Annotated in this window: 22 protein-coding genes; 14 read left to right on the top strand and 8 right to left on the bottom strand. The window is 64.2% G+C overall.

The annotated features are described in order from the left end of the window. Positions 1-52: 52 nt before the first annotated feature. From PPN31114_RS01980 to PPN31114_RS01970, 3 genes are all read left to right on the top strand, one after another. Positions 53-610 (top strand): peroxiredoxin, encoded by a 558-nt coding sequence (locus tag PPN31114_RS01980; RefSeq protein WP_150677817.1) that lies wholly within the window; start codon positions 53-55, stop codon positions 608-610. Next, on the top strand, positions 607-1260 hold the full coding sequence (gene trhA / locus PPN31114_RS01975; RefSeq protein WP_150677816.1) for a PAQR family membrane homeostasis protein TrhA: 654 nt from the start codon (positions 607-609) through the stop codon (positions 1258-1260). Before PPN31114_RS01980 ends, trhA begins: the two co-directional genes overlap by 4 nt. 81 nt (positions 1261-1341) lie before the next feature. Beyond that, positions 1342-2004 (top strand): dihydrofolate reductase family protein, encoded by a 663-nt coding sequence (locus PPN31114_RS01970; protein ID WP_150677815.1) that lies wholly within the window; start codon positions 1342-1344, stop codon positions 2002-2004. 34 nt (positions 2005-2038) lie between these two features. On the opposite strand, the gene PPN31114_RS01965 is transcribed toward PPN31114_RS01970, so the two are convergent. Then, on the bottom strand, positions 2039-3505 hold the full coding sequence (locus PPN31114_RS01965) for an ATP-binding response regulator (RefSeq protein WP_174987572.1): 1467 nt from the start codon (positions 3503-3505) through the stop codon (positions 2039-2041). A 271-nt stretch (positions 3506-3776) separates the two neighbouring features. Here PPN31114_RS01965 and PPN31114_RS26505 point away from each other — a divergent pair, with 271 nt between their 5' ends. Further along, the gene (locus tag PPN31114_RS26505) at positions 3777-5420 is read left to right on the top strand and encodes a methyl-accepting chemotaxis protein (protein WP_150677813.1); all 1644 of its coding nucleotides are present in this window, start codon (positions 3777-3779) and stop codon (positions 5418-5420) included. Between the two features lie 79 nt (positions 5421-5499). Here PPN31114_RS26505 and PPN31114_RS01955 read toward each other — a convergent pair whose 3' ends face one another. Next, positions 5500-5793: an acylphosphatase gene (locus PPN31114_RS01955; RefSeq protein ID WP_150677812.1), complete on the bottom strand. Its 294-nt coding sequence runs from the start codon at positions 5791-5793 to the stop codon at positions 5500-5502. Between the two features lie 87 nt (positions 5794-5880). Then, on the bottom strand, positions 5881-8535 hold the full coding sequence (locus PPN31114_RS01950; protein WP_217426905.1) for a PepSY domain-containing protein: 2655 nt from the start codon (positions 8533-8535) through the stop codon (positions 5881-5883). A 452-nt stretch (positions 8536-8987) separates the two neighbouring features. On the opposite strand from PPN31114_RS01950, the gene otsB reads away from it, so the two are divergent. From otsB to PPN31114_RS01935, 3 genes are all read left to right on the top strand, one after another. Further along, the gene (gene otsB / locus PPN31114_RS01945; RefSeq protein WP_150677811.1) at positions 8988-9785 is read left to right on the top strand and encodes a trehalose-phosphatase; all 798 of its coding nucleotides are present in this window, start codon (positions 8988-8990) and stop codon (positions 9783-9785) included. After that, positions 9782-11212 carry an alpha,alpha-trehalose-phosphate synthase (UDP-forming) gene (gene otsA, locus PPN31114_RS01940; protein ID WP_150677810.1) on the top strand — a complete coding sequence of 477 codons (1431 nt, stop codon included), beginning with the start codon at positions 9782-9784 and terminating at the stop codon, positions 11210-11212. Before otsB ends, otsA begins: the two co-directional genes overlap by 4 nt. A gap of 75 nt (positions 11213-11287) precedes the next feature. Next, entirely contained in the window at positions 11288-12091 is an 804-nt protein-coding gene (locus PPN31114_RS01935; protein WP_150677809.1) for a crotonase/enoyl-CoA hydratase family protein, read from the top strand. A 13-nt stretch (positions 12092-12104) separates the two neighbouring features. Here PPN31114_RS01935 and PPN31114_RS01930 read toward each other — a convergent pair whose 3' ends face one another. The 5 genes from PPN31114_RS01930 to mltG all read right to left on the bottom strand — a co-directional run bounded on the left by PPN31114_RS01930 (position 12105) and on the right by mltG (position 16466). Then, the gene (locus tag PPN31114_RS01930) at positions 12105-12779 is read right to left on the bottom strand and encodes an ankyrin repeat domain-containing protein (RefSeq protein WP_150677808.1); all 675 of its coding nucleotides are present in this window, start codon (positions 12777-12779) and stop codon (positions 12105-12107) included. A 92-nt stretch (positions 12780-12871) separates the two neighbouring features. Continuing rightward, on the bottom strand, positions 12872-13654 hold the full coding sequence (locus PPN31114_RS01925; protein WP_150677807.1) for a TatD family hydrolase: 783 nt from the start codon (positions 13652-13654) through the stop codon (positions 12872-12874). A gap of 29 nt (positions 13655-13683) precedes the next feature. Further along, positions 13684-14724: a DNA polymerase III subunit delta' gene (gene holB, locus PPN31114_RS01920; RefSeq protein WP_150677806.1), complete on the bottom strand. Its 1041-nt coding sequence runs from the start codon at positions 14722-14724 to the stop codon at positions 13684-13686. Between the two features lie 87 nt (positions 14725-14811). After that, positions 14812-15474 (bottom strand): dTMP kinase, encoded by a 663-nt coding sequence (gene tmk / locus PPN31114_RS01915; protein ID WP_150677805.1) that lies wholly within the window; start codon positions 15472-15474, stop codon positions 14812-14814. Beyond that, positions 15474-16466, bottom strand: coding sequence for an endolytic transglycosylase MltG (mltG, locus tag PPN31114_RS01910; protein WP_150677804.1), 993 nt, complete (start codon positions 16464-16466; stop codon positions 15474-15476). Before mltG ends, tmk begins: the two co-directional genes overlap by 1 nt. Positions 16467-16652: 186 nt before the next feature. Here mltG and ygfZ point away from each other — a divergent pair, with 186 nt between their 5' ends. From ygfZ to PPN31114_RS01875, 7 genes are all read left to right on the top strand, one after another. Beyond that, the gene (gene ygfZ / locus PPN31114_RS01905; RefSeq protein WP_150677803.1) at positions 16653-17771 is read left to right on the top strand and encodes a CAF17-like 4Fe-4S cluster assembly/insertion protein YgfZ; all 1119 of its coding nucleotides are present in this window, start codon (positions 16653-16655) and stop codon (positions 17769-17771) included. Next, positions 17772-18098, top strand: a complete 327-nt coding sequence (locus tag PPN31114_RS01900; protein WP_150677802.1) for a DUF4936 family protein — start codon at positions 17772-17774, stop codon at positions 18096-18098. After that, on the top strand, positions 18089-18985 hold the full coding sequence (locus PPN31114_RS01895; RefSeq protein WP_150677801.1) for an NRDE family protein: 897 nt from the start codon (positions 18089-18091) through the stop codon (positions 18983-18985). The genes PPN31114_RS01900 and PPN31114_RS01895 overlap by 10 nt, the downstream gene beginning before the upstream one ends. Before the next feature lie 400 nt (positions 18986-19385). Beyond that, on the top strand, positions 19386-20228 hold the full coding sequence (locus PPN31114_RS01890) for a beta-ketoacyl synthase chain length factor (protein WP_150677800.1): 843 nt from the start codon (positions 19386-19388) through the stop codon (positions 20226-20228). After that, positions 20215-21108: a lysophospholipid acyltransferase family protein gene (locus PPN31114_RS01885; protein ID WP_174987569.1), complete on the top strand. Its 894-nt coding sequence runs from the start codon at positions 20215-20217 to the stop codon at positions 21106-21108. The genes PPN31114_RS01890 and PPN31114_RS01885 overlap by 14 nt, the downstream gene beginning before the upstream one ends. Next, the gene (locus PPN31114_RS01880) at positions 21089-21352 is read left to right on the top strand and encodes a phosphopantetheine-binding protein (protein ID WP_087687852.1); all 264 of its coding nucleotides are present in this window, start codon (positions 21089-21091) and stop codon (positions 21350-21352) included. The genes PPN31114_RS01885 and PPN31114_RS01880 overlap by 20 nt, the downstream gene beginning before the upstream one ends. A gap of 33 nt (positions 21353-21385) precedes the next feature. Next, complete coding sequence (locus tag PPN31114_RS01875; RefSeq protein ID WP_150679098.1) at positions 21386-21631, top strand: acyl carrier protein; 246 nt, start codon at positions 21386-21388, stop codon at positions 21629-21631. Positions 21632-21636 lie beyond the last annotated feature (5 nt).

The following is a 21636-nucleotide window of genomic DNA, read 5'->3' as shown; positions in this document are numbered from 1 at the left end:
TGCGCAAGCCTCTATTCTTAGAAAATCTTCACATGTGTTCCGGGAGCCTTGCATGAAACGTTGGTTCGGAATGACCGCCGCAGCCGCCATTCTTGGCGTGACGGCCTGGTGTTTCATCCCCGCGCACGCGGCCTTGAAGAATGGCGCCAGCGCGCCGGACTTCACCGCACAGGCATCGCTTGGCGGGCAAGTGTTCTCGTTCTCGCTGGCCGATGCGCTCAAGAAGGGACCGGTCGTCCTGTACTTCTATCCTGCCGCCTTCACCACGGGCTGCACGATCGAAGCACACGACTTCGCCGAAGCCACCGATACGTTCAAGTCGATGGGTGCCACGGTCATTGGCGTGTCGCACGACAACATCGAGACGCTCAATAAATTCTCGGTGTCGGAATGCCGCAGCAAGTTCGCGGTCGCGGCCGATACGGACCAGCACATCATGCGCGCCTACGACGCCGTGCTCGCGCTCAAGCCCGATCTAGCCAACCGCGTCTCGTACGTCATCGCGCCCGACGGCAAGATCATTTACAGCTACGTGAGTCTCGATCCGGACAAACACGTGGCCAATACGCTTGAAGCTGTGCGTAAGTGGCGCGCAGCGCATCCGGCATGAAGGCTCAGGCACGCGCACAGACTCGCAGTGAAGAGGTCGCCAACAGCATCAGCCACGGACTCGCGTGTCTGGCGGCGTTGGCGGCCATTCCCTTTCTTTTCGGTGCAGTCCGCGCGCCTCTGACGTCGTTGCCGACGGTAGCGCAGCAGATCGGCATCGGCGTGTTTGCGGCCACGATGGTGGTGGTCTACCTCTCGTCTGCGCTCTACCATGGTCTGCCCGACGGACGCGCCAAGCGCGTGTTCATGCGCGTGGACCATTGCGCCATCTTTCTTTTCATTGCTGGGACTTACACCCCGTTCACCGTCAAAATTCTGCACGACCCGTGGGGCTGGCCTTTGCTCACCGGCGTGTGGACGATGGCGCTCGCGGGGCTGATCGCCAAAGCCCTCGGCCTGCTCGATCGGCCCCTCGTCTCGACACTGCTCTACATCGGCCTGGGCTGGGTGGCGGTGCTGGTCGCCGGACCGGTGCTGGCGGCTATTCCGGGGCCCGGCGCGGGCTGGCTCTACGCCGGTGGCGTCGCGTACACCGTGGGCGCCATCTTCTACTCGCTCGACGGACACATCAAGTTCGGGCACCTCGTCTGGCACCTGTTCGCCATCGGCGGCACGGCGTGCCACTACCTCGCCGTCTGCCGCTACCTCTGAGCGCCCCTGCCGGAGTCTACCGGCAGCGGTAACCGAGGTAGCGACGGCGACGGTATTTAGTCGCAAGAACGGAGGCAACGGATGACACGCGTTCGCGTCAATGGCTTCACCCTCTCGCTCGACGGTTACGGCGCCGGGCCGAATCAAGACCTCAACAACCCGCTCGGCATCGGCGGGACAGACTTGCACCAATGGCTCGTGCCAACGCGCACGTTCCAGAAGTCGCTGTTCGGCAAAGACGGCGGCACTACCGGGGTTGACGACGATTTCGCCGCGCGCAGTTTCGAAAACGTCGGGGCCTGGATTCTCGGCCGAAACATGTTCGGCCCGATCCGCGGCGATTGGCCCGACGACGCATGGAAAGGCTGGTGGGGTGACAGCCCCCCGTATCACGTTCCCGTTTTCGTCTTGACGCATCACGCGCGGCCCGACCTCGCGATGGAAGGCGGCACCACGTTCCACTTCGTGACCGGCGGTATTCACGAGGCCCTCGAGCGTGCGCGCGAAGCGGCGGCCGGTAAGGATGTGAGAATCGGCGGCGGCGCAGCCACGATCCGGCAATTTCTCCGTGAAGGGCTGATCGACGAGCTCCACATCGCCATTTCCCCGATTCTGCTCGGTCGCGGCGAACCGCTGTTCGAAGGCATCGACTTGCGCGCGCTGGGATACGAATGCGCCGAATTCGTGCCGACGGAAAAGGCCTCGCACATGGTGCTGCGACGCCAAGGGTCGAAACGCGCCTGATACTTCGTCGGCTGCACGGTGATCGACATCGCGCTCATGACTTCGCGCGGCGGGCAGTCAGCTTTGCGGCAAGCACCTCGCAAAGTGCCAGCAACTCGGGATCGCCGAACATGCGGCAAGCCCCCTGCATCCGATGCAGCAACAGCTGCGCCGCATCAAGATCGCCCTCGCGCCGCCGCATGAGCAAACGCCGAAAGCTGGCCATATCGTTTGCCATTTCTTTGCGCATGATGCCCCGGGCTTGGGCATCGTCGCGCAGCGGTTGAGCTGCTTTGCACGGCCTATCCGAGGCTGGTGCGGCATGGCTGAGTGGGGAGGTCACACCTCGCGGCGAACCGTCGAACGCTGGCCAACGCGCCGCAAGTACTTGCCGCAGGCGTTCTCGCGACACCGGCTTCGTCAGCACGGCATCGATGCCAGCGTCTCGTGCCAAGCGCGCGTCGATCACCGAGCCGGTGACGGCGATCACAACCGGCACCTGCCGATGCTGAACAGCAGCCAGCTGCTGTAATTCCCCCGCCAACTCGAGCCCGGTCGCTTCCCCAAGCTGCACATCGGTCAGCACCACGTCGACTTCGCACGACGTCCAATGCGCTAGGGCTTCCATCACGCTTTCGACGCCATGGGCCATACAACCTAGTGCGCTCAATTGATCGCACAGCACACGGCGGTTGATGGGATGATCGTCCACCACCAGCACCCGCAACCCCTGCTGAACGTCGATTGGGACTACGGCTGCTGCATGTGCCACATGTGCCAGCGGCGCCACCAGCAACGAAGAATGCGGTGGCAGCGGCAACGACAGACGGAAATGCGCCCCGCTCACTGGCGACTCTGCGACCAGCACGCCGCCCATGCGGTGTGCCCACCGGCGCGCGATCCACAACCCCAGCCCCGTGCCTGCCGAATCCTGATGTGCTCGGAAAAACGCGCGAAAAATGGCTTTCTGCGCCTCGGCGGGAATGCCCGGTCCCGTATCGGCGACGTCGAGGATCAACTGCGCCTGCGCCGTTCGCCACGACACCCGTACATGGACCGCCCCCGCGTCCGTGTACTTGAGTGCGTTGGCCAGCAATACGCGCAAGATCTGCCGCAACCGCGTGGCGTCGCCCACGAGCATGACCGGCACCTCGTCGTCGATGTCGCAGTGCAGCGCCAAGCCTTTCGCTTGCGCCGTCGCGGCAAAGAACGTGACTTCACCATCCACGCTGGCCCGCACCTCGAAAGGCTCGGCGGCAAGGGGCAACTGCATCTCGCCCCCCTGCCCTAATTGCAGGACATCGTCCACGACCCGCGCCAAAACATCCAGCGCCTCGCGCATGGTATCGACACGCACGCCATCGCCCGCGTCTCCCGCCAGCCCCTCCAATTGCCCTTGCAGCACCTGCAACGGCGCGCGCAATTCGTGCACCAGCGCTAAACGAAACGTGTCGACGGCATCTTCGGCCCCTTCGTCGCGGCAACGGTCGTGTGCATCATCGGGGAGATTCTCCTGGGTCATCGTGTGAAGACGCCTCATCGCGCCCGTGAGCGCTTCGGCGTACTGATAAACGGAAACAGCCCCGAGTCTGGCGTTTGGCGAGCGTCTTGAGACTGCGCAAATTCCGATCTTTTTTGCGCGCGCGGACGCTTTCGGATTCCCCCGGACGATTCCGCTCAAGTTCCGCGTCTCATCTGCCGATAATCCCTATGACCCGCCTTGTTCGAAGCATCCGGCGGGGGAGGCCGCGCGCTCACACACCGCGACCCGGGCACACATTCCATCGATAAATATGTATAAGAACATGACGATTCGGACCAGCCTGACACTGGTTCTTGGTTTGCTTGGTGCAGTTCTCGTCCTCGTTAGCGTGCTGGGCTTGCAAGCCCTCAGCTCCAGCAACGAGTCCCTGAGCAAAATGGCCACGGACGATACCCCCGCCCTGGCCGAGCTCAAAGGTACGGGCGAACAAATGCTTCGTACCCGGCTCTCGATGGCGACTTTCGCCTCGTATGTCAGCCTCGGCGCCGACCCCGACGAATCGGAAAAGGTGCTCAAGCGCGGTAATCAATACATCGCCGCGTCCGATGCGCTCTGGAAGGATTATCTGAATCGTCCCAAGGACGATCCGCGAGAAGCGGAGTTGGCCAAAACCGCCGACGTGAAACGCCGCGCCTTCTTCGAAAATGTCATCACCCCCGCGATGAATGCGCTGAAACAGGGCGACGTGGCAGGCTTCCACCAGATTCAGGCGCGTGTCGCCCCGGCGGCCTATAACGCCTTGGACACTCCCATGCGCGAGTTGCAAGACATTCAGATCGCGCGTCAGAAAGACCGCTTCGAGGCGGCGCAGCAGCGCTATAACGTGATGCGCATTGCGTTGGGCGTCACGCTCGTCATCGCACTGCTCGTGGCGCTGTGGGGCCGCGCCATGCTCGCTCGCGCCGTACTGCGCCCGATTCGCGAAGCCATCGGGCACTTCGAGCGCATGGCCGCGGGCGACCTCAGCCAACGCGTGGAGCAGCGTACCAATAACGAAATGGGCCAATTGTTCGGCGCCCTCGGGCGCATGCGCGACGGCATTGCGGGCACGGTCGGCACCGTGCGCGAGAGCACGGAAGCCATTCACGGCAGCGCACGCGAAATTGCCGATGGCAACGCCGATCTGTCGGCACGCACCGAGTCGCAAGCCTCGTCGCTGGAACAAACGGCGGCCAGCATGGAGCAGTTGACCGCTGTGGTGAAGCAAAACGCCGAAAACGCGCGTGCTGCGAGCCAACTGGCCGTGACGGCGTCCGACACCGCGTCGCGCGGCGGTGAAGTGGTGCAGGAAGTGGTGACGACGATGCGCGACATCTCGGACGCCTCGCAGAAGGTCAACGACATTCTCACCGTCATCGACGGCATCGCCTTCCAGACCAACATCCTGGCGCTCAATGCGGCTGTCGAAGCGGCCCGCGCCGGTGAACAGGGTCGTGGCTTTGCGGTGGTGGCCGGTGAAGTGCGCACGCTGGCGCAGCGCAGCGCGGCAGCCGCTAAGGAAATCAAGGGATTGATCGATGCGTCGGGCAGCCGTGTCGAAGCTGGCACGCGTCTGGTCGAGCGCGCGGGTGCCACGATGATCGAGGTGGTGCAGTCGGTCAAACGCGTGACCGACATCATGGGCGAGATTTCCGCCGCCAGCGTCGAGCAATCCAGCGGCATCGAGCAAGTCAACGGGGCCGTCACGCAGATGGACGAGATGACGCAACAAAACGCGGCGCTCGTCGAGGAAGCCTCGGCCGCCGCCGCCGCGCTGGAATCGCAAGCGGCGCGCCTGCGCGAGTCGGTCGCGCTGTTCCGGTTGTCGTCTTACGATTCGGCCCACGCTTCGGCAGGCACGGCCACTGCGATGTCCGCCGCACCGTCGCACGGGACGTTGGCGCTGGCCGCTTGATCGGCAAAGTGCGCTAGGCAGCAGCTAGGCAGTGCCTAGGCAACAACAAGCGGGCGGTCATTCGACCGCCCGTTTTTCATTAGACGCTCGCGCGCTGTTCGAACCCTTTGAGCGGCGCGTCCGCCATTTCGGCGACCCACGCCTTATCCACCTCGCAAGACGTGACTTGCGCCCCCGGCGGCCCCTGCCGCATCCATTCGCAAAACGCGAGCAACTGATCGGCACTGCCTTGCGCAATGGCTTCGACCGTACCGTCGCGCCGGTTACGCACCCAGCCGCTCACGCCAATCCGGCGCGCCGCGACCACGCACGAGGCGCGATAGCCGACGCCCTGCACCACCCCATGCACGATGATTTGCCACGTTGTCGTCATTCCCCCTCCTGCAAGGCCGGTTTCATGGAAAAAGGGCCTGATGACAATCAGGCCCTGACAACAAATTAGCACACTGCGCGTGAACGCTTAATAGATGTCGCGACGGTAGCGCCCATGTGCGGACAGATCGAGCAGCGTGTCGGCGCCGATCGCCTCGGCGAGCGCTGCATCGACGGCCGGGGCCATGCCTGCAAGGCTGCCGCAGACGTAAATCGACGCGCCTTGCTGCACCCATTCGGCGATGTCCGCAGCGGCTTCGCGCACACGGTCTTGCACGTAGATGCGTGCCGCCTGATCGCGCGAATAAACACGATCGAGCCGGGCGATACCGCCTTGCGCTTGCCACTCGCGCAACGTGGTGTCGTGGAAGGCGTCGTGCGCCGCTTGCCGTTCACCGAAGATCAGCCAGTTGCGGCGATGCCCTTGCGCAACGCGCTCGGACAAATGCGCACGCAATCCGGCGAGTCCGGTGCCATTGCCGATCAAGATCATGCCGCGATCGTCCTGCGGGCCATGGAAACCGGGGTTCGGACGCACGCGCATCGTCACGTCCTCGCCCAGTGCCACGCCGTCGGTCAGCCAGCCGGAACCGAGGCCGAGCGTGCCATCCGGGTTGCGCGTTTGCCGAACCAGCAGTGCAAGCTTCCCTTCCGCAGGCGTCGACGCAATCGAATACTCGCGCTCTGGCAACGTGGCCAGCGGTTCGAGCCACGCCTGCAAGTCCACCCCTGCGGGCGGGGCAGCCTCGGGCAAGACACGCTCGCGCAACGCTTCACCGAGTGTCGCTTCGCGACCGGCCACCGTCACGCGAACGTCCGATGCCCAGACGCTGCCTGCGAGCCACGCGTCGATATGCGCCTGCGTGTGACGCGGCAGCACTTCGACCAAATCGCCCGCGACCCACTTAGCGCCCGCAGGGGGCGTGAACGCAACGTGATAAGCGGGCAAACCGGTGCTGCCCGGATTGAGCAGCACGCGCTCCTCCAGTTGCCACGACTGGAAAACCGGAGCATTGCCCGCGCCGTCCGGTTTGACGGTGGCCAACGGTCGCCCCAGCCATTCGCCCAGACGCTCCTGCCAACGCGCCCATGCGCCCGGGTCGCCCCGGTCGACTTCGATCGGTTCGAACGCCGCCACGCCGCCTTGCGCGCGCAGCCAGCCGTCGAGCTTGCGCCCGAAGCCGCAGAACGTGTCGTAATGGCTGTCGCCCAGCGAGAGCACCGCGAAACGCAGCGTCGGCAGCGCCATGGCCTGATTCATCAATTGCTGCGCGAAACGGCGCGCGCTATCGGGCGGTTCGCCGTCGCCAAAGGTACTGACGATGAAGAGCGCGCGCTTTGCCGTGCCCAGTTGCGCTTCGCCAATGCGGGCGAGCGGCTGAATCTGTGCAGGCACGCCCGCGCCCTGCAACATCCCGGCCGTCTGCCATGCAAGCCCTTCCGCCACGCCGCTCTGACTGGCGAACCCGATCAGTACGCCCTCGTCGGCCAACGATCCCGCAGCAGGCGACTTGCCTGGCTTGCCGTTCGCTCCGTTCGCACCCGTCGTGCCGTTCGCCGCGACCGCAGGCCGCGAGGCAGCCAACGCCCGCTTTTTCTTGCGGCGGTCGAGATAGAGCATCCAGCCCGTGACGAAGAACACCGGCATCATGAGGCTCGACAGCATCATGACGACGATGCCCACCGGACCAAAGAAGCTCCCACGGTGTAGCGCATAAATGCTCGTCATCAACTGGCCGCCGAGCGTCTTTTGCCCGTAGCGCTCCACGTTGCTGACCTTGCCCGTCGCCGCGTCCACGTCCAGACGGCTGAACGCGCGCTCATGCGGCACGGTGTCGTCGAGCCACGTCATCTGGAGCGGACCGCCAGGCTTCTGCGCGGGGCGCAGATACACCTTGGTGTAGTTCGGCACTTCGGCCTTGAAGGCGTCCCAGGCGACACTCACGTCGGTGTCGGCCAGGTTCGGCAGCGCGGGCTTCTTGCGCTCGCCGCCCTCGGCGCCGCCCCGCTTCTGCCCGCCCTCGCCCTTCGCCATCTTCGGCGCAGGTGCCGGTTTGTTACGTACGGGCTGCTGCACGCCAGCAATGGAAAACAGCATGCCGCGCCACCAGTCGTACGACCAATAGAGCCCGGTCGTGGCCGAGAGCAGGTACGGCACCAGCACCACCGTGCCGATGACCGCGTGCAAGTTCCAGAGGAACGGTCGGCCCTTCTTCTTGAAGTCGATATGGAACCACGCGCGCCAGTTGCCCAGTCGGCGCGGCCAGCGAAGGTACAAGCCGCTCAGCGCCAGCAGGAACAGCAGCAGCGTAGCCGCGCCGGTAATCTGCTTGCCGATGCCTTCCACCGTGAGAAAGCGGTGGATATCCATGATGAAACGGAAGACGACGTCGGCTTTGGAGCGCCCCAGCATCTCGCCGGTGTACGGATCGACGAAGTAGGTCTCGCCACGCGGGCCGTCGCCGGTCGACAGGCGCACCCCCACGGCATCTTCCGGCGTGCGCACCTCGGTCATCAGCAAGATGCGGCGATCCGGCACGGCCTCGTGCACGCGCGCGACCAGTTCCGGCAGGGGCAGACGGCCGCTATCGCGCACAGGCACGGTCATCACGCCGGAGCTGAACGCTCGCGTGAGTTCGTCATCGTAGGAGAGAAGCGCGCCGGTCAGGCCGACCACCGCCAGCACCAGCCCGGCGGTAATGCCGAAAAACCAGTGCAGTTGAAACCACAGTCTTTTCATCATTGTGTTGTCCGGCGCAACTCTGGGCGCCTTTGGCGGCACACGCGGAAGTCTCGGGGATTGCGGGTTTTCAGCGCCTCAACCCTGCCATCCCGCCACGCGCAATGCCGGTGTGCCATGCCGCAATTCCCGTGAAGATGCTTTGCGGCAATGTCGAATGTTATTGCAAACGATTCTCAATTTCAATCTTTACCTCAGGCGCCGATATTTCGGCCCCTGTCAGCGCCCTGTCAGCGATATCCCACAAGAATTTCATAGAACGGACGACGCCCTGTCGCTTTTTGAGCGGTTAGGATGAATTTATCCCGCGCGGAAGTTCGCGCTCCCGCCCCACCGAACCGCCGTCTCGTCGTACCCCTCCCTTCCCCTGCGCCAACGCCTCTGTGTTTGGCCCTGAGTTTGGCCCCGCGCCTGGATCTGGATTCGACCTTTCGGCACGACAGCGACGGAGTGCCATGGAACAACCAACGTTAGCCCCGCCCGCCACCACACCCGCCGACACCTGTGTCGTCGACGTGAACACCACGGCCTTCTTCTTCGATCTGGATGGCACGCTGGCCCCGCTGGCGGCCCGCCCCGACGCCGTAAAGCTGCCGCGCGACACTGCCAGCGTGCTTGCCCGCCTGAAAGAGCGGACCCAGGGCGCTTTGGCGGTGGTGTCCGGCCGCCGCATCGACGAGATCGACGGCCTGCTCGCCCCCTTACATGTGAGCGCCGCTGGCCTGCATGGCGCAGAGATTCGCTATGCCAACGACGATTTGCAACGCGCGGACGGCGTGGCGCACGACACGGCCCGCATTGCCGCAATGGTGGCGCCGCTGCGAGCGCTGGTCGATCAACATCCGGGGCTGCTACTAGAGAACAAAGGCAGCGCACTGGCCCTGCACTATCGTGGTGCACCGGAGTTGGCGGGGGTGGCGCGCGACACCATGCGCGCGCTGGCCGAACTCCACGCAGACACCTTCGCCTTGCAACCCGGCAAGCTGGTATTCGAATTGCGCCCTCGCAACGTCAGCAAGGGCCGCGCCATTTCCCTTCTCATGCAAACCCCGCCCTTCGCTGGCCGCACGCCGCTGTTTGCGGGCGACGACCTGACCGACGAAGCCGGGTTTGCCGATGTCAATGCGCACGGCGGTATCACCATCAAGATTGGCGAAGGCGAGACCTGCGCCCGTCACCGCCTGCCGTCCCCCGAGGCGCTCACAGCCTGGCTGTTGACACTGCGCCCGCCCTCACAGGAGAAAGCCGTATGAGTCGCTTAGTCATCGTGTCGAACCGGGTCGCCCCGATCACCGAGGGCAAGCCCACCGCTGGCGGGCTCGCCATCGGCGTGTTCGACGCGCTCAAGAACACGGGTGGTATGTGGTTCGGATGGAATGGCGAAATCGATGCGGAACCGGCCTCGGCCCCTAGCATCGCGCATCGCAACAACGTCACGTTCGCCACCGTGCCGCTCACGCGCCGCGACTACAACACTTACTATCGCGGCTTCTCCAATGCCACGCTCTGGCCGACATTCCACTATCGCGACGACCTCACGCGATTCCAGCGCGACGACTACAACGGCTACCGCCATGTGAACGCGCGCTTTGCCACGCTGCTCGCGCCGCTGCTGCGCCCCGACGACTTGATCTGGGTGCACGACTACCACTTGCTCCCCTTTGCGCAGGCGTGTCGGCAAATCGGCATCAAGCAACGGCTCGGGTTCTTTTTGCATATCCCGTTTCCGTCGCCGCAAGTGTTGATGACCGTGCCACCGCATGAGGCGCTCGTGCGCGCGATGTGCGAGTACGACCTCGTCGGCTTTCAAACGGAGCACGACCGCACGGCGTTCACCGACTATCTGGTGCGTTATGGGGGCGGCACCTTGCATGACGACGGCGTGGTCACCGTTTATGGCCGCACCATCCGCACGGGGGTGTATCCGATCGGCGTGTATCCCGACGAAATTCAGCAACAAGCGACCGCGCGCGCGACCGTCAAACACATCCTCGATCTGAAACAAGGGTTGCAGGAACGCAAGCTCATCATGAGCGTGGACCGGCTGGATTATTCGAAGGGGATGCTCGAGCGCTTTCGCGCGTTCGAGCGCCTGCTCGAGCTTTGGCCGAACCAGCAAGGCACCGTGAGTTTCGTGCAGGTGGCGCCGCCTAGCCGCTCGGATGTGGCGGGTTACGGCGAGATCCGGCGTCAGTTGGAAACCGAGGCGGGGCACATCAACGGCCGCTTCTCCGACCTGGCCTGGACGCCGTTGCGCTATATCAACAAGCGCTACGATCACGAAGTGCTAATGTCGTTTTTCCGGGCGTCGCAAGTGGGTTATGTCACGCCGTTGCGCGACGGGATGAATCTGGTGGCCAAGGAATACGTCGCGTCGCAAGACCCTGCCGACCCGGGCGTGCTGGTGCTGTCGTGCTTCGCGGGCGCGGCGCAGGAGCTCGACGGTGCGCTGATCGTCAATCCGTACGACATCGACGAAATGGCCGAAGCGCTGCGTTCGGCGCTCAATATGTCGCTCTCGGAACGCCAGTCGCGCTACGAAGGCATGATGGCCACCTTGCGCAAGCACAATTTGTCGACGTGGCGCGACCGGTTCATGAACGATCTTCGCGAGCCTGCCGTCACTGCCACGCCCACCACCCCGGCACTGGTGCGCTGCGTTCAACCTGCGGCGGCCTGATGACCTAAGCAAAAGCAGGCGCAGGAGCAGGCGCACTACGCGACCGGTGCCGTCAACCTCGCAAGGAGACATGTCATGAGCCAACGTCAGGAGGATCGTGCGGCACCGAGCGTGAGCGTCGAACACGACGGGCCGGTCACCATCATCACGCTTGAGCGCGCCGCACGGCGCAACGCCGTCGACCGCGACATGGCCGCGGCGTTGCGCGACGCCCTGCTCGCGTTCGAGCGCGACGACAAGGCAAGTGTTGCGGTGTTGTGTGGCAAAGGCTCGACGTTCTGCGCCGGCGCCGATCTCTCGGCCTTCGACGATCCACAACGGCGCAACGTCGTCACGCCGGACGGCAGCGGCGACGGCCCCATGGGGCTGACGCGCCGACATCTCGATAAACCGGTGATCGCCGCAGTGACGGGTCATGCCGTCGCGGGCGGTCTCGAACTGACGCTGTGGTGCGACTTGCGCGTCGCCGATGTTTCCGCGACGTTCGGTGTGTTCTGCCGACGCTTCGGTGTGCCGCTCATCGACGGCGGGACGGTACGCTTGCCACGCCTGATCGGCATGAGCCGCGCGCTCGACATGATTCTGACCGGGCGTGCCGTCGGGGCTCAGGAAGCGTTCGAGATTGGGCTGGTGAATCGGCTGGTGCCCGAAGGCATGGTGCTTCAGGGGGCGGTTGCGCTGGCGCATCAACTCGCCGAACTGCCGCAGGGAGCATTGCGCGCCGACCGCCGGGCGGCCTATGCGCAGTGGGACTTACCGCTGGAAGAAGCGCTGCGCCAGGAAGGCGCAGCGGGTCACGACGTGGTGTTCTCGGAGGGGCTCGAAGGCGCTCGCGCCTTCCTCAGCGGCGCGGGCCGCCACGGGGCGCCGCGAGAATGAGCGTTGCTAACTGTTACTTGCCTGCCGGGCGCGACTGCTGCACTTGCTCCAGACGCTTGCGCAGGCCATCGGCGATTTCCTTCTGGTTCGACTGATTCGCGAAGTCGATGGCGGTGAGCCCCAGTTGGTTCTTCAGACGTACATCCGCGCCGCCATCGAGCAGCACCTTGCACGTGGTGATATGACCACCGCGCGCAGCCATCATCAGCGGCGTGGTGCCGTTAGGCGACTCGGCATCGACATAGGCCGAGGCATCGAGCAGCAACTGCACGATATCGTCATGGCCATTCGTTGCGGCGTAATGCAGCGGCGCCCAGCCCTTCTTGTTGACTTCCGCTTCCTTGTCGATCAGCAGCTTGACCATCGGCGTGAGACCTTGCAGCGACGCGATCATCAGCGCGTTCTCACCCGCCGCATTGGTCGCGTCGAGATCCGTCTTGTCGTTGTTGATGAGCAAACGCGCCACGTCCACCGACTTCTCGCGCAGGGCGATCACCAGCAGCGGGTTGCCCTTCTCGTCGCGCGTGTTCGGATCGACACCGGCCTTGAGCGCTTCGGCCACCGCCTTCGTATCGTTGAATACGACGGCCTTCACGAGTGCCGTATTCGACGTTGCCGCCGTGGCACATGCCGTCAGCCAAAGCACGCTGAGCAACATCCAGGCTCGGATCATCGGAAATTTGCGCATCGGTGGGCTCCTGTCGGTAGTCCGTTGAAATTAAGAAAACTGGAGAAAAAACAATGAGACCGCGCGGCCTATGCCGCCGGTTTCCTTAGGACTCAGTGGGCCGCCGTAGCAAACAACCGGAAGAAGTTTTCCGTCGTTACTTCGGCAATTTTCTGCACCGGCTCGCCGCGCAAATCGGCAATGAACTCCGCCACATGACGCACATAGCCGGGCTGGTTGAGCTTGCCGCGATACGGCACCGGGGCGAGGTAAGGCGAATCGGTCTCGATCAGCATGCGATCGAGCGGCACGCGGCGCGCGACGTCCTGCAAGTCGCGCGCACTCTTGAAGGTGACAATCCCCGAGAACGAGATGTAGAAATTCTGGTCGAGCGCGCCTTGCGCCACGTCCCAGCTTTCAGTGAAGCAGTGCATCACGCCGGCCGGTTCACCCGCGTTTTCTTCGCGCATCAGACGCAACGTGTCGTCGGCCGCCGAGCGCGTGTGGATGATGAGCGGCTTGCCCGTCACGCGCGCCGCGCGAATGTGGGTGCGAAAGCGCTCGCGTTGCCACTCCATGTCTTCGATGGAACGGCCTTCGAGCCGGTAATAGTCGAGCCCGGTCTCACCGATCGCCACCACCTTGGGCGTGGCCGCCAAACGCACGAGATCGTCGACGCTCGGCTCGGGCGTGTCTTCGTAATCGGGATGCACGCCCACCGACGCATAGACATTCTCGTGCTGCGCGGCGATCGCCAGCACTTGCGGCAGCGTGGGCAAATCGACCGAAACGCACAAGGCATGACTGACCTTGTTCTCGCGCATACGCGCCAGCAGGTCGGGCATCTGCTCGGCCAGCTCGGGGAAATTGATGTGACAGTGTGAATCGATAAACATGATGAACGATCGGTGTCCGGTGTCGGTGTTCAGAGCGACGCCGGTGCGCCGAACAACTGTTTGTATTGCAGGAATAGCGCTTCGAGCAGCACGCGGGTGTTAAGCGGGTGGTTCTGCACCTGGCGCTGCTGGGCAAGTTCGCGCAGAAAGCCGAGCAGCCGCACGTCGTCGGTGGCATCGCCACATTGGCGCAGCGCCTTGGCATGGGCCGGGTAAAAACGGGGTTTGCCGGTCATGCGTTCGGCAAGCACGTCGAAGCACCAGCGTTGCAGCGTTTCCAGAATGCCCGGCAGATTGCCCTTGTGCAGTTGTTCGGCACAAGCGAAGGCGTCGACCGCTCCGCCCTGCGCCAACTGCCCGAGCAGCCAGTCGCGCCAGCTACGCTCTTCCGGTTCTGCCAACGTGCGGGCGGCAAGCGGTGCACCGCCGGCTTCGGCGAGCACCGCGGCAGCCGTCGCGGCATCGAGACCTGCGTCGCCCATGAGCCATTGCGTCGATTGCTTGTCGTCGGGGCGCGTGAGCACCACGCGGCGGCAACGCGACAGAATCGTCGGCAGCAGGCGGTCGGGTTGCGTGGTCACCAGCAAAAAGACGACGCCTTCCGGCGGCTCTTCAAGGGTTTTGAGCAGCGCATTGGCCGCGTGCACGTTGAGCGCTTCCGCCGGGTACAGCAGCACGACGCGGCGCCCCTGACGATGCGAGCCCAGACTGGCGAAATCGATGACCTCGCGCACTTGCTCGATCTTGATTTCTTTACTGGGCGTCTTCGTTTTCTTGTCGGCATCGGCCTCGGCGCGTGCATCGGCGCCAGGCAGCGTGTCGGCCATGATTTCCGGACAGATCGCACGAAAATCCGGGTGATTGCCGCTTGCGAACCACTGGCAGGCACTGCACGTGCCGCAGGGCGACAGATCGTCGCGCGGCGATTCGCAGAGCAAGCCCTGCGCGAACGTGCGCGCGAGCGCGAGCTCGCCGATGCCGGGCACGGCCTGCAACAGCAGCGCGTGCGGCATCTGACTGCGCAGATCGTTAAGGCGTGTCCAGTCCTGCGACTGCCACGGATACAGCATGGGGACTCCTTGGCCTGAAAGTGCGCCGAAACGCATGGATAGCGCGATTATCGCCCCATTCGTCACACGTTGGCGCAAGCCGCGCGATTAGTGCCCTGGCAAGCCCAATCGCGCGAACACGCCCGCGAGCTCCGCCGCAATCGTGTCGATGCTCTGGGCCGCGTCGATCACAACGAAACGGCCTGCCGAGGCCTGCGCACGGCGCAGGTACTCTTCGCGCACGCGGGTGAAGAAGGCGGCCGACTCGCGCTCGAACTTGTCCGGCGCGCGGGCACCGGCCAGACGGGCAGCGGCAATCGACGGATCGAGGTCGAACAGAATCGTCAGATCGGGCTGGCGCGTGCCTTGTACCCACTGTTCGAGTACCGACAGTTTGTCGAGCGAAAGGCCGCGCCCGCCGCCCTGGTAGGCGAACGTCGCGTCGGTAAAGCGGTCGGAGACCACCCAGTCGCCACGCGCGAGCGCCGGCTCGATGACTTTGACCAGATGCTCGCGGCGCCCGGCAAACATCAGCAGCGCTTCGGTTTCGATATCCATCGGCTCGTCGAGCACCAGCTTGCGCAATGCCTCGCCCAGCGGCGTGCCGCCCGGCTCCCGCGTGGCCACGACGTCACGGCCTACGCGGGCGAGCCCCTGACGCAGCGTTTCGACGAAAGCGTTCACGTGCGTGCTTTTGCCCGCGCCGTCGATGCCTTCGAAAGTCACGAACTTGCCCGGCACCGCCGCCGGTGCAGCGTTAGGTTGCGTCATTAATCACCTCGCTGGTATTTGTCCACGGCGCGATTGTGCTCCTGGAGATTGGTCGAGAAATGGCTGGTGCCGTCGCCGCGCGCCACGAAATAGAGCGCATCGGTCGGTGCCGGATTGAGCGCGGCAGCCAGCGATGCCACGCCGGGCAGTGCAATCGGCGTAGGCGGCAGCCCGGCGCGCGTGTAGGTGTTGTACGGCGTATCGGTTTGCAAGTCGCGCTTGCGCAGGCGCCCGGTGTACAGATCGCCCATGCCGTAGATCACCGTCGGGTCGGTCTGGAGCAGCATGCGTTTTTTCAAGCGGTTCACGAACACAGCGGCGACTTGCCCGCGCTCGACGGCCTGCCCCGTTTCCTTCTCGACGAGCGACGCCATGATGAGCGCCTCGTAAGGGGTGGTGTACGGCAGGCCCGGCGCACGCGCGGCCCAGGCTTCGTCCAGACGTTTCTGCATCAGACGATAGGCGCGCTTATAGATATCGACGTCGCTCGTGCCCTTCGGAAAGAGATAGGTGTCCGGAAAGAACATGCCCTCGGCTTCGGCACGATCGGCACCGACGAGCTGCATGATGTCGGCGTCGGGCAGCCCGGCGGTGTCGTGACGCAATGCCGGATTGAGGTCGAGCTCGGCGCGCATCTTCTTGAAGGTCCAGCCTTCGATGATCGTCACCACGTACTGATTGACGTCGCCGCGCGCGAGTTTCTCCATGACGTCGACGGGCGTGACGCCGGTCGCAAACTCGTAATTACCGGATTTGAGCTTGGTGCCCACATCCATGATCCGTGCGAGCAGATTGAACAACAGCGGGTGCACCGGCACGCCGCCGGAGTGAAGCTGGGTCGCGACGCTGCGCACCGAACTGTAGGGCTTGATGGTGACGTCGAGCGTGGGCTTGGCGAGTTGCATCGGGGCCTGAGCCCAGTAATAGAAAGCGCCACCCGCCGCTAGCGTTACGACGATCAACAGCACGAACAGGCGTTTGATGAAGGACATGAATTGCAGAGTAAGTCGCGCGTGGACGGCAGCGGGTTCGGGGGACTCGGTCTACCCGGGCTAGTATGACGGGGCGGTTCGTGCTGCGCGTTTTGCGCGCCAAACCGGGCTCGTACGCCCAAGCGGAAGACCCAATATAATACTTTGACTTGCCGAACCCTCAAAGATAGACAGGCACTCCCGTATATGAATTCCCAATGGCGTGAACTTCTGCCGCAAGCGGCAGCCGCATCTTCTTCCGACGCGCAAGCGCGGGCAGCGCAGTTCGCTGCGCTCCAATCGGGCAGCTTCGCCGCGCTGGCACACGACACGGGCCTCATCGCCGTGACCGGTGCCGATGCCGAAAGCTTCCTCCACGGACAACTGACCAACGATGTGGAACACCTCAAGCCGGCGCAAGCCCGGCTGAGCGGCTATTGCTCGGCCAAGGGCCGGTTGCTCGCCACGTTCCTGATGTGGCGGGACGCTACCGCCGACGCCACGATCTATCTGGCCGGTGCCGCCGACGTTCAGGCCGCCGTGCAAAAGCGGCTGTCGATGTTTGTGCTGCGTGCAAAGGCCAAGCTGACCGATGCGACAGCCACGCATGTCTTGCTGCAAGTGGGCGGCCCGGCTGCCGAAGCGGTGCTGACGCAAACGTTCGCGGCACTGCCCGCCGTGTCGCTAGCCGCCGTGCATGGCACGCTGGGCGATGCCCCGACCACGCTCGTGCGCCTGCCTGACGCTGGCTCGGCACGCGCGCTGCCCCGTTATCTCTGGAGCGTGCCGGTCGCACAGGCCGCGCAGGTGTGGGCTGCGTTGCAGGCTTCGCCCGGCCTCGTCGTGGTCGATTCCGCACTCACGGCGTGGCTCGACGTGCACAGCGGCGTGGCCAATATCGTGACCGCGACCCAAGAGCAATTCGTCCCGCAAATGGTGAATTGGGAAGTTGTGGGCGGCGTGAGCTTCCGCAAGGGTTGCTATCCCGGGCAAGAAGTCGTCGCCCGCAGCCAGTATCGCGGCACGATCAAGCGCCGCCTGCATCTGGCCCATGTGGCCGAAGGCGGTGCCGCACCAGTGCCTGCACAGGAGTTGGTCGAAGTGAGCGATCCAGACCAACCGTGCGGCATGGTCGTGCAAGCGGCCACCGCACCGAACGGCGGCTACGACCTCCTCGTCGAACTCAAACTCGCCGCCCGCGAAGCCAACGACGTCCGTCTTGGCAGCGCCGACGGCCCCGCGCTGCAATTCTCCGAGTTGCCATACGAGATCTTCGATCCGACGGAAGCACCGGCCTCGTCGGCATCGGCGGCAGCAGCATCCTGAATGGACTGTTACGTCTATTACCGTGTCGCATCCACGCATGAGGCCGCGGCGGCTCAGGCCGTCGTGAGCCTCTTCGCATTAGCAACATCACGCTTCGGCGTATCGGCGCGCCTGCAACAGCGGGCCGATGAACAGGCCGATGCGCGGGGCGGCGCGGCCCCCTTGGCCACTACGACCACTACGACATGGATGGAGCGCTACGACGGCGCAACGCCAGCGTTCGTAGCGGCGTTGCCCGACATGGCAACGCAATGCGGCCTGCCCGCGCTCATCGACGGTGAGCGTCACGTGGAGTGTTTTGTGGATAGGCCATCGCCATGTGCCTGATCGTCTTCTCGTGGCAGCCCGATGCCGAGACACCGCTCGTGCTACTCGCCAATCGCGATGAGTTCTTCGAACGCGCGGCCGAACCGATGCACTGGTGGCGAGACCGCCCCTCAGTCCTCGCCGGGCGTGATCTGCGCGGTGGCGGGACGTGGATGGGGATCAACCGGGCCGGACGCTTCGCCGCATTGACCAACTTCCGTGACGGGCGAGCGCCCATGGCACCCAAAGACGCGCCCTCACGCGGACTGCTCGTCTCGGCCATGCTCGACGACACACCGCTCGACGCCGATCTTGCGCGCGTGGAAAAGCACGCCCACGACTACGCAGGCTTCAATCTGCTTGCTGGCGATTTACCGGGCAGGAAGTTGTTCTGGCTGGGGAATCGAGATCAGCGTGGCAGCACTGACGACCGCAGCGACGGTGCTGCGGGCGATCACGTTCGCATGAATGGTGCCGCCGTGACGTTGCCCGCCGGGGTGGGCCTACCGATCGCGCATGCCATCGCGCCCGGCGTCCATGGCCTATCGAATGCCTTGCTCGACACGCCCTGGCCGAAGCTCGTGAGCCGGCGCAATGCCTTGTCCGCCGCCCTTGCCGACAACGCCGCCAATGCCGACGACGCCACGTTGCTACGCCTGATGCGCGACGCCACCGAAGCACCCGATGACGCGCTACCGGAAACCGGCGTGCCCCATCCGTGGGAAAAGACGCTCTCCGCCGCGTTCATCGCGTCGCCAGCCTACGGCACCCGCTGTACGACGCTGCTTCGCTACCATCGCGACGGCCGCGTCGATATGGTGGAGGCGACCGTCACCCCCGGGCAGTCACCCAGCGAACTCTCCGATCAACGCAGTTTCGCTTTCACCGTCGAAACACTCCGCAATTAGCGGCACCCCGCCGTATTTCCCCAGGCCATTCACACGATTCCCAATTTCGGCATTTAAATTGGGAATCAATCCCGTGGCGTGTTGTGGCGCCTTGCTTTTCGCGTTGTTTCGTGCATTTTTTGCGCGTTAGCAAGCAACGTTCGGCGAATCTGTCCAGTAGGCATTTTCCGCTTTCCTGCAAAAACGCCACATTCTTCGTCATACAAACATTTCACACTCTTACATTTGGCTATAATTGCACGCCGAAACTTTCGGGGGTGCTATGGAATGCACGACGCGAGACAGCGTCGGCCTTCTCGCCATATCCGGCCGTACTGAAAAGCGGCCGAGAAAACGCATAAGACGGAAATAGCGCGTGGCACAGCAAAAGCGGCAATCGCCTCATTTCCACTAATTAGCCATGCCAGATAACATCGACGCGCAAACGATGCGTCGCGCGCCGCAATGGGCTTCGGGGGAAGTCAGCATTGTGGAATCCGCGCCGGAGCCGGCGATATCCGAGCAAGCCACGGCGGCTGCCGCATTGGCGGGCCCCGTTGCGCGCTGGGATCTGCCGGTGCGCCGTTGGGCCTATCGTCAGTTGAATGCGGCGACGCCCGGCAAACCGGACGTCGGCGACATCGACCCCATGCTGCGCCGCCGTCTGAGCCCCCTCGCGCGGCTCGCGCTGTCGGCTGCCGTCGCCTGCGGCCCGCTGCCGCCTGCCTGCCGCGTGGTGTACGCATCGCAGCACGGCGAAATTCAACGCACCACGCAAATGCTAGAAGCGCTGGTGCGGCGCGAACCGCCGTCGCCTACCGCGTTCAGCCTGTCGGTACTCAATGCCACGCCAGGCGTGCTCAGCATTGCGCGTCACGACCGCTCCGCCATCAACGCCGTCTCGGCCGCCGACGACACGCTCGGCTATGCCCTGCTCGACGCGTGGACGCAGCATCGCGAAACGCCGGACACGCCGCTGCTGGTGATTTTCGCGTTCGATGCGCCACCCGCCTGTTATGGCCCCACGGCAGGACAACCCGACGACAGTGCCAATGCCATTGCGCTGCTGATCTCGGCCGACGCGACCGCGCGCCTGACCTGCACGATGCATTTGCCCGCCGGGCGCGACACCTGCGCCGAGTCGCGCTCGCAAAGCAGCAGCCTGCTCACGTCGCTCATGGGCGGCGGCAGCGATATCTGGCGCGGCGAGCGGCATGACTGGCAGTGGGCATGGCAGGAGGAGACTCAGCATGCGTGCGCCTGACATCCTGCGCCGGGGCGCACCGTTGCACCGCCGGGCGGCTTCGCTGCTCCTTTGGTCTTGCTTTGCCGTCGGCGGTCTGGTCTTCTCGCTGATCGTCTTCCCGTCGTTGCTCCTGTTGCCGGTGTCCGTGCGTCGTCGTCGGCGCTATGCGATGGCCATGGTGCATCGCTGTTTTGCATCACTGGTCGCGGCGTGCCGCGCCTTGGGTGTCATGCGGTTCGAGATCGAGAATGCCGACAGACTGCGCCATTTGGGGCGCGTCATCGTCATCGCCAACCACCCGTCATATCTGGACGTGGCCGTGTTGCTCGCGCTCATGCCGCGTGCGTGTTGCATCGTCACGAGCCGCCACTGGCGTAACCCATTCTTCGCGGGCATCGTGCGCTCGGCCGGCTACCTGCGTAATGACGGGGGTCCGTCGCTCGTGAGCGCCAGCGAAGCGGCACTGGCCGACAACGTGCCGCTCATCGTCTTTCCCGAAGGCACGCGCAGTCCGTCGCGGGGCCGCCTCGGCAAGTTCTCACGTGGCTTCGCGCATATCTCGCTGGCGCATGACTGTCCGATCGTGCCGGTGCTGATCGACTGCGACCCGCCCGCCTACACCAAACAACACCGTTGGTACTCCGTACCCGCCGCTCAGCCGACCCTGCGCATTCGCGTTCTGGATGCCGACCTGAGCCCCGCTGTCGCGCAACCGCACGGCAGCCGCGCCGAGTCGCCGGCGAGCCCGACTCGGCATGACGCAAGCGTCGTTACAACCGGCAACGCGAGCGGCGAAACGATTGGCACACAGATGCCTTTGGCAGCGAGACGTTTGACCACGCTCGCCGAACATTTCTTCATCGATCAGATTTCTCAACATGGCTTCTCTAGAACTTGAGATCAAGCAATTGATTGTCCAGGCACTTGAACTGGAAGACATCGGCGTGGACGACATCGTCGACGACGTCCCCCTTTTTGGTGACGGCCTCGGCCTGGACTCCATCGACGCGCTCGAGCTGGGCATTGCCCTGCGCAAGCGCTTTGGCTTGCAGATCGAAGCGAACGATGAGGCAGCGCGCGCGCAGTTCCGCAGCGTTGCCACCCTGGCGCAGTTGTTGCGCGAGCGCGGTTGCGCCCAGTAAGGAACCCTAGCGATGAGCACCTTGACGTTACCCCTGTCCGACGACGAAATTCTGTCGCGTCTGCGTACCATCCTGCATGACACGTTCGAGATCGCGCCCGAGCGCATCACATTGCAGGCGCATCTGTTCGAAGAGTTGGATCTCGACAGCATCGATGCGGTGGATCTCGCCATCCAGTTGCAACGGATGACCGGCAAACGCATCCAGCCTGAAGAATTCAAGAGCGTGCGCACCGTCGCTGACGTGGTGTCCGCCGTCCGTACCCTGCTCAACGGCTGATTCGC

Source organism: Pandoraea pneumonica, from assembly GCF_902459645.1.
GTDB classification, from domain to species: Bacteria; Pseudomonadota; Gammaproteobacteria; order Burkholderiales; family Burkholderiaceae; genus Pandoraea; species Pandoraea pneumonica.
The sequence above is the reverse complement of the archived record's forward strand: the minus strand, read 5'-3'. Positions and strand labels throughout refer to the sequence as shown.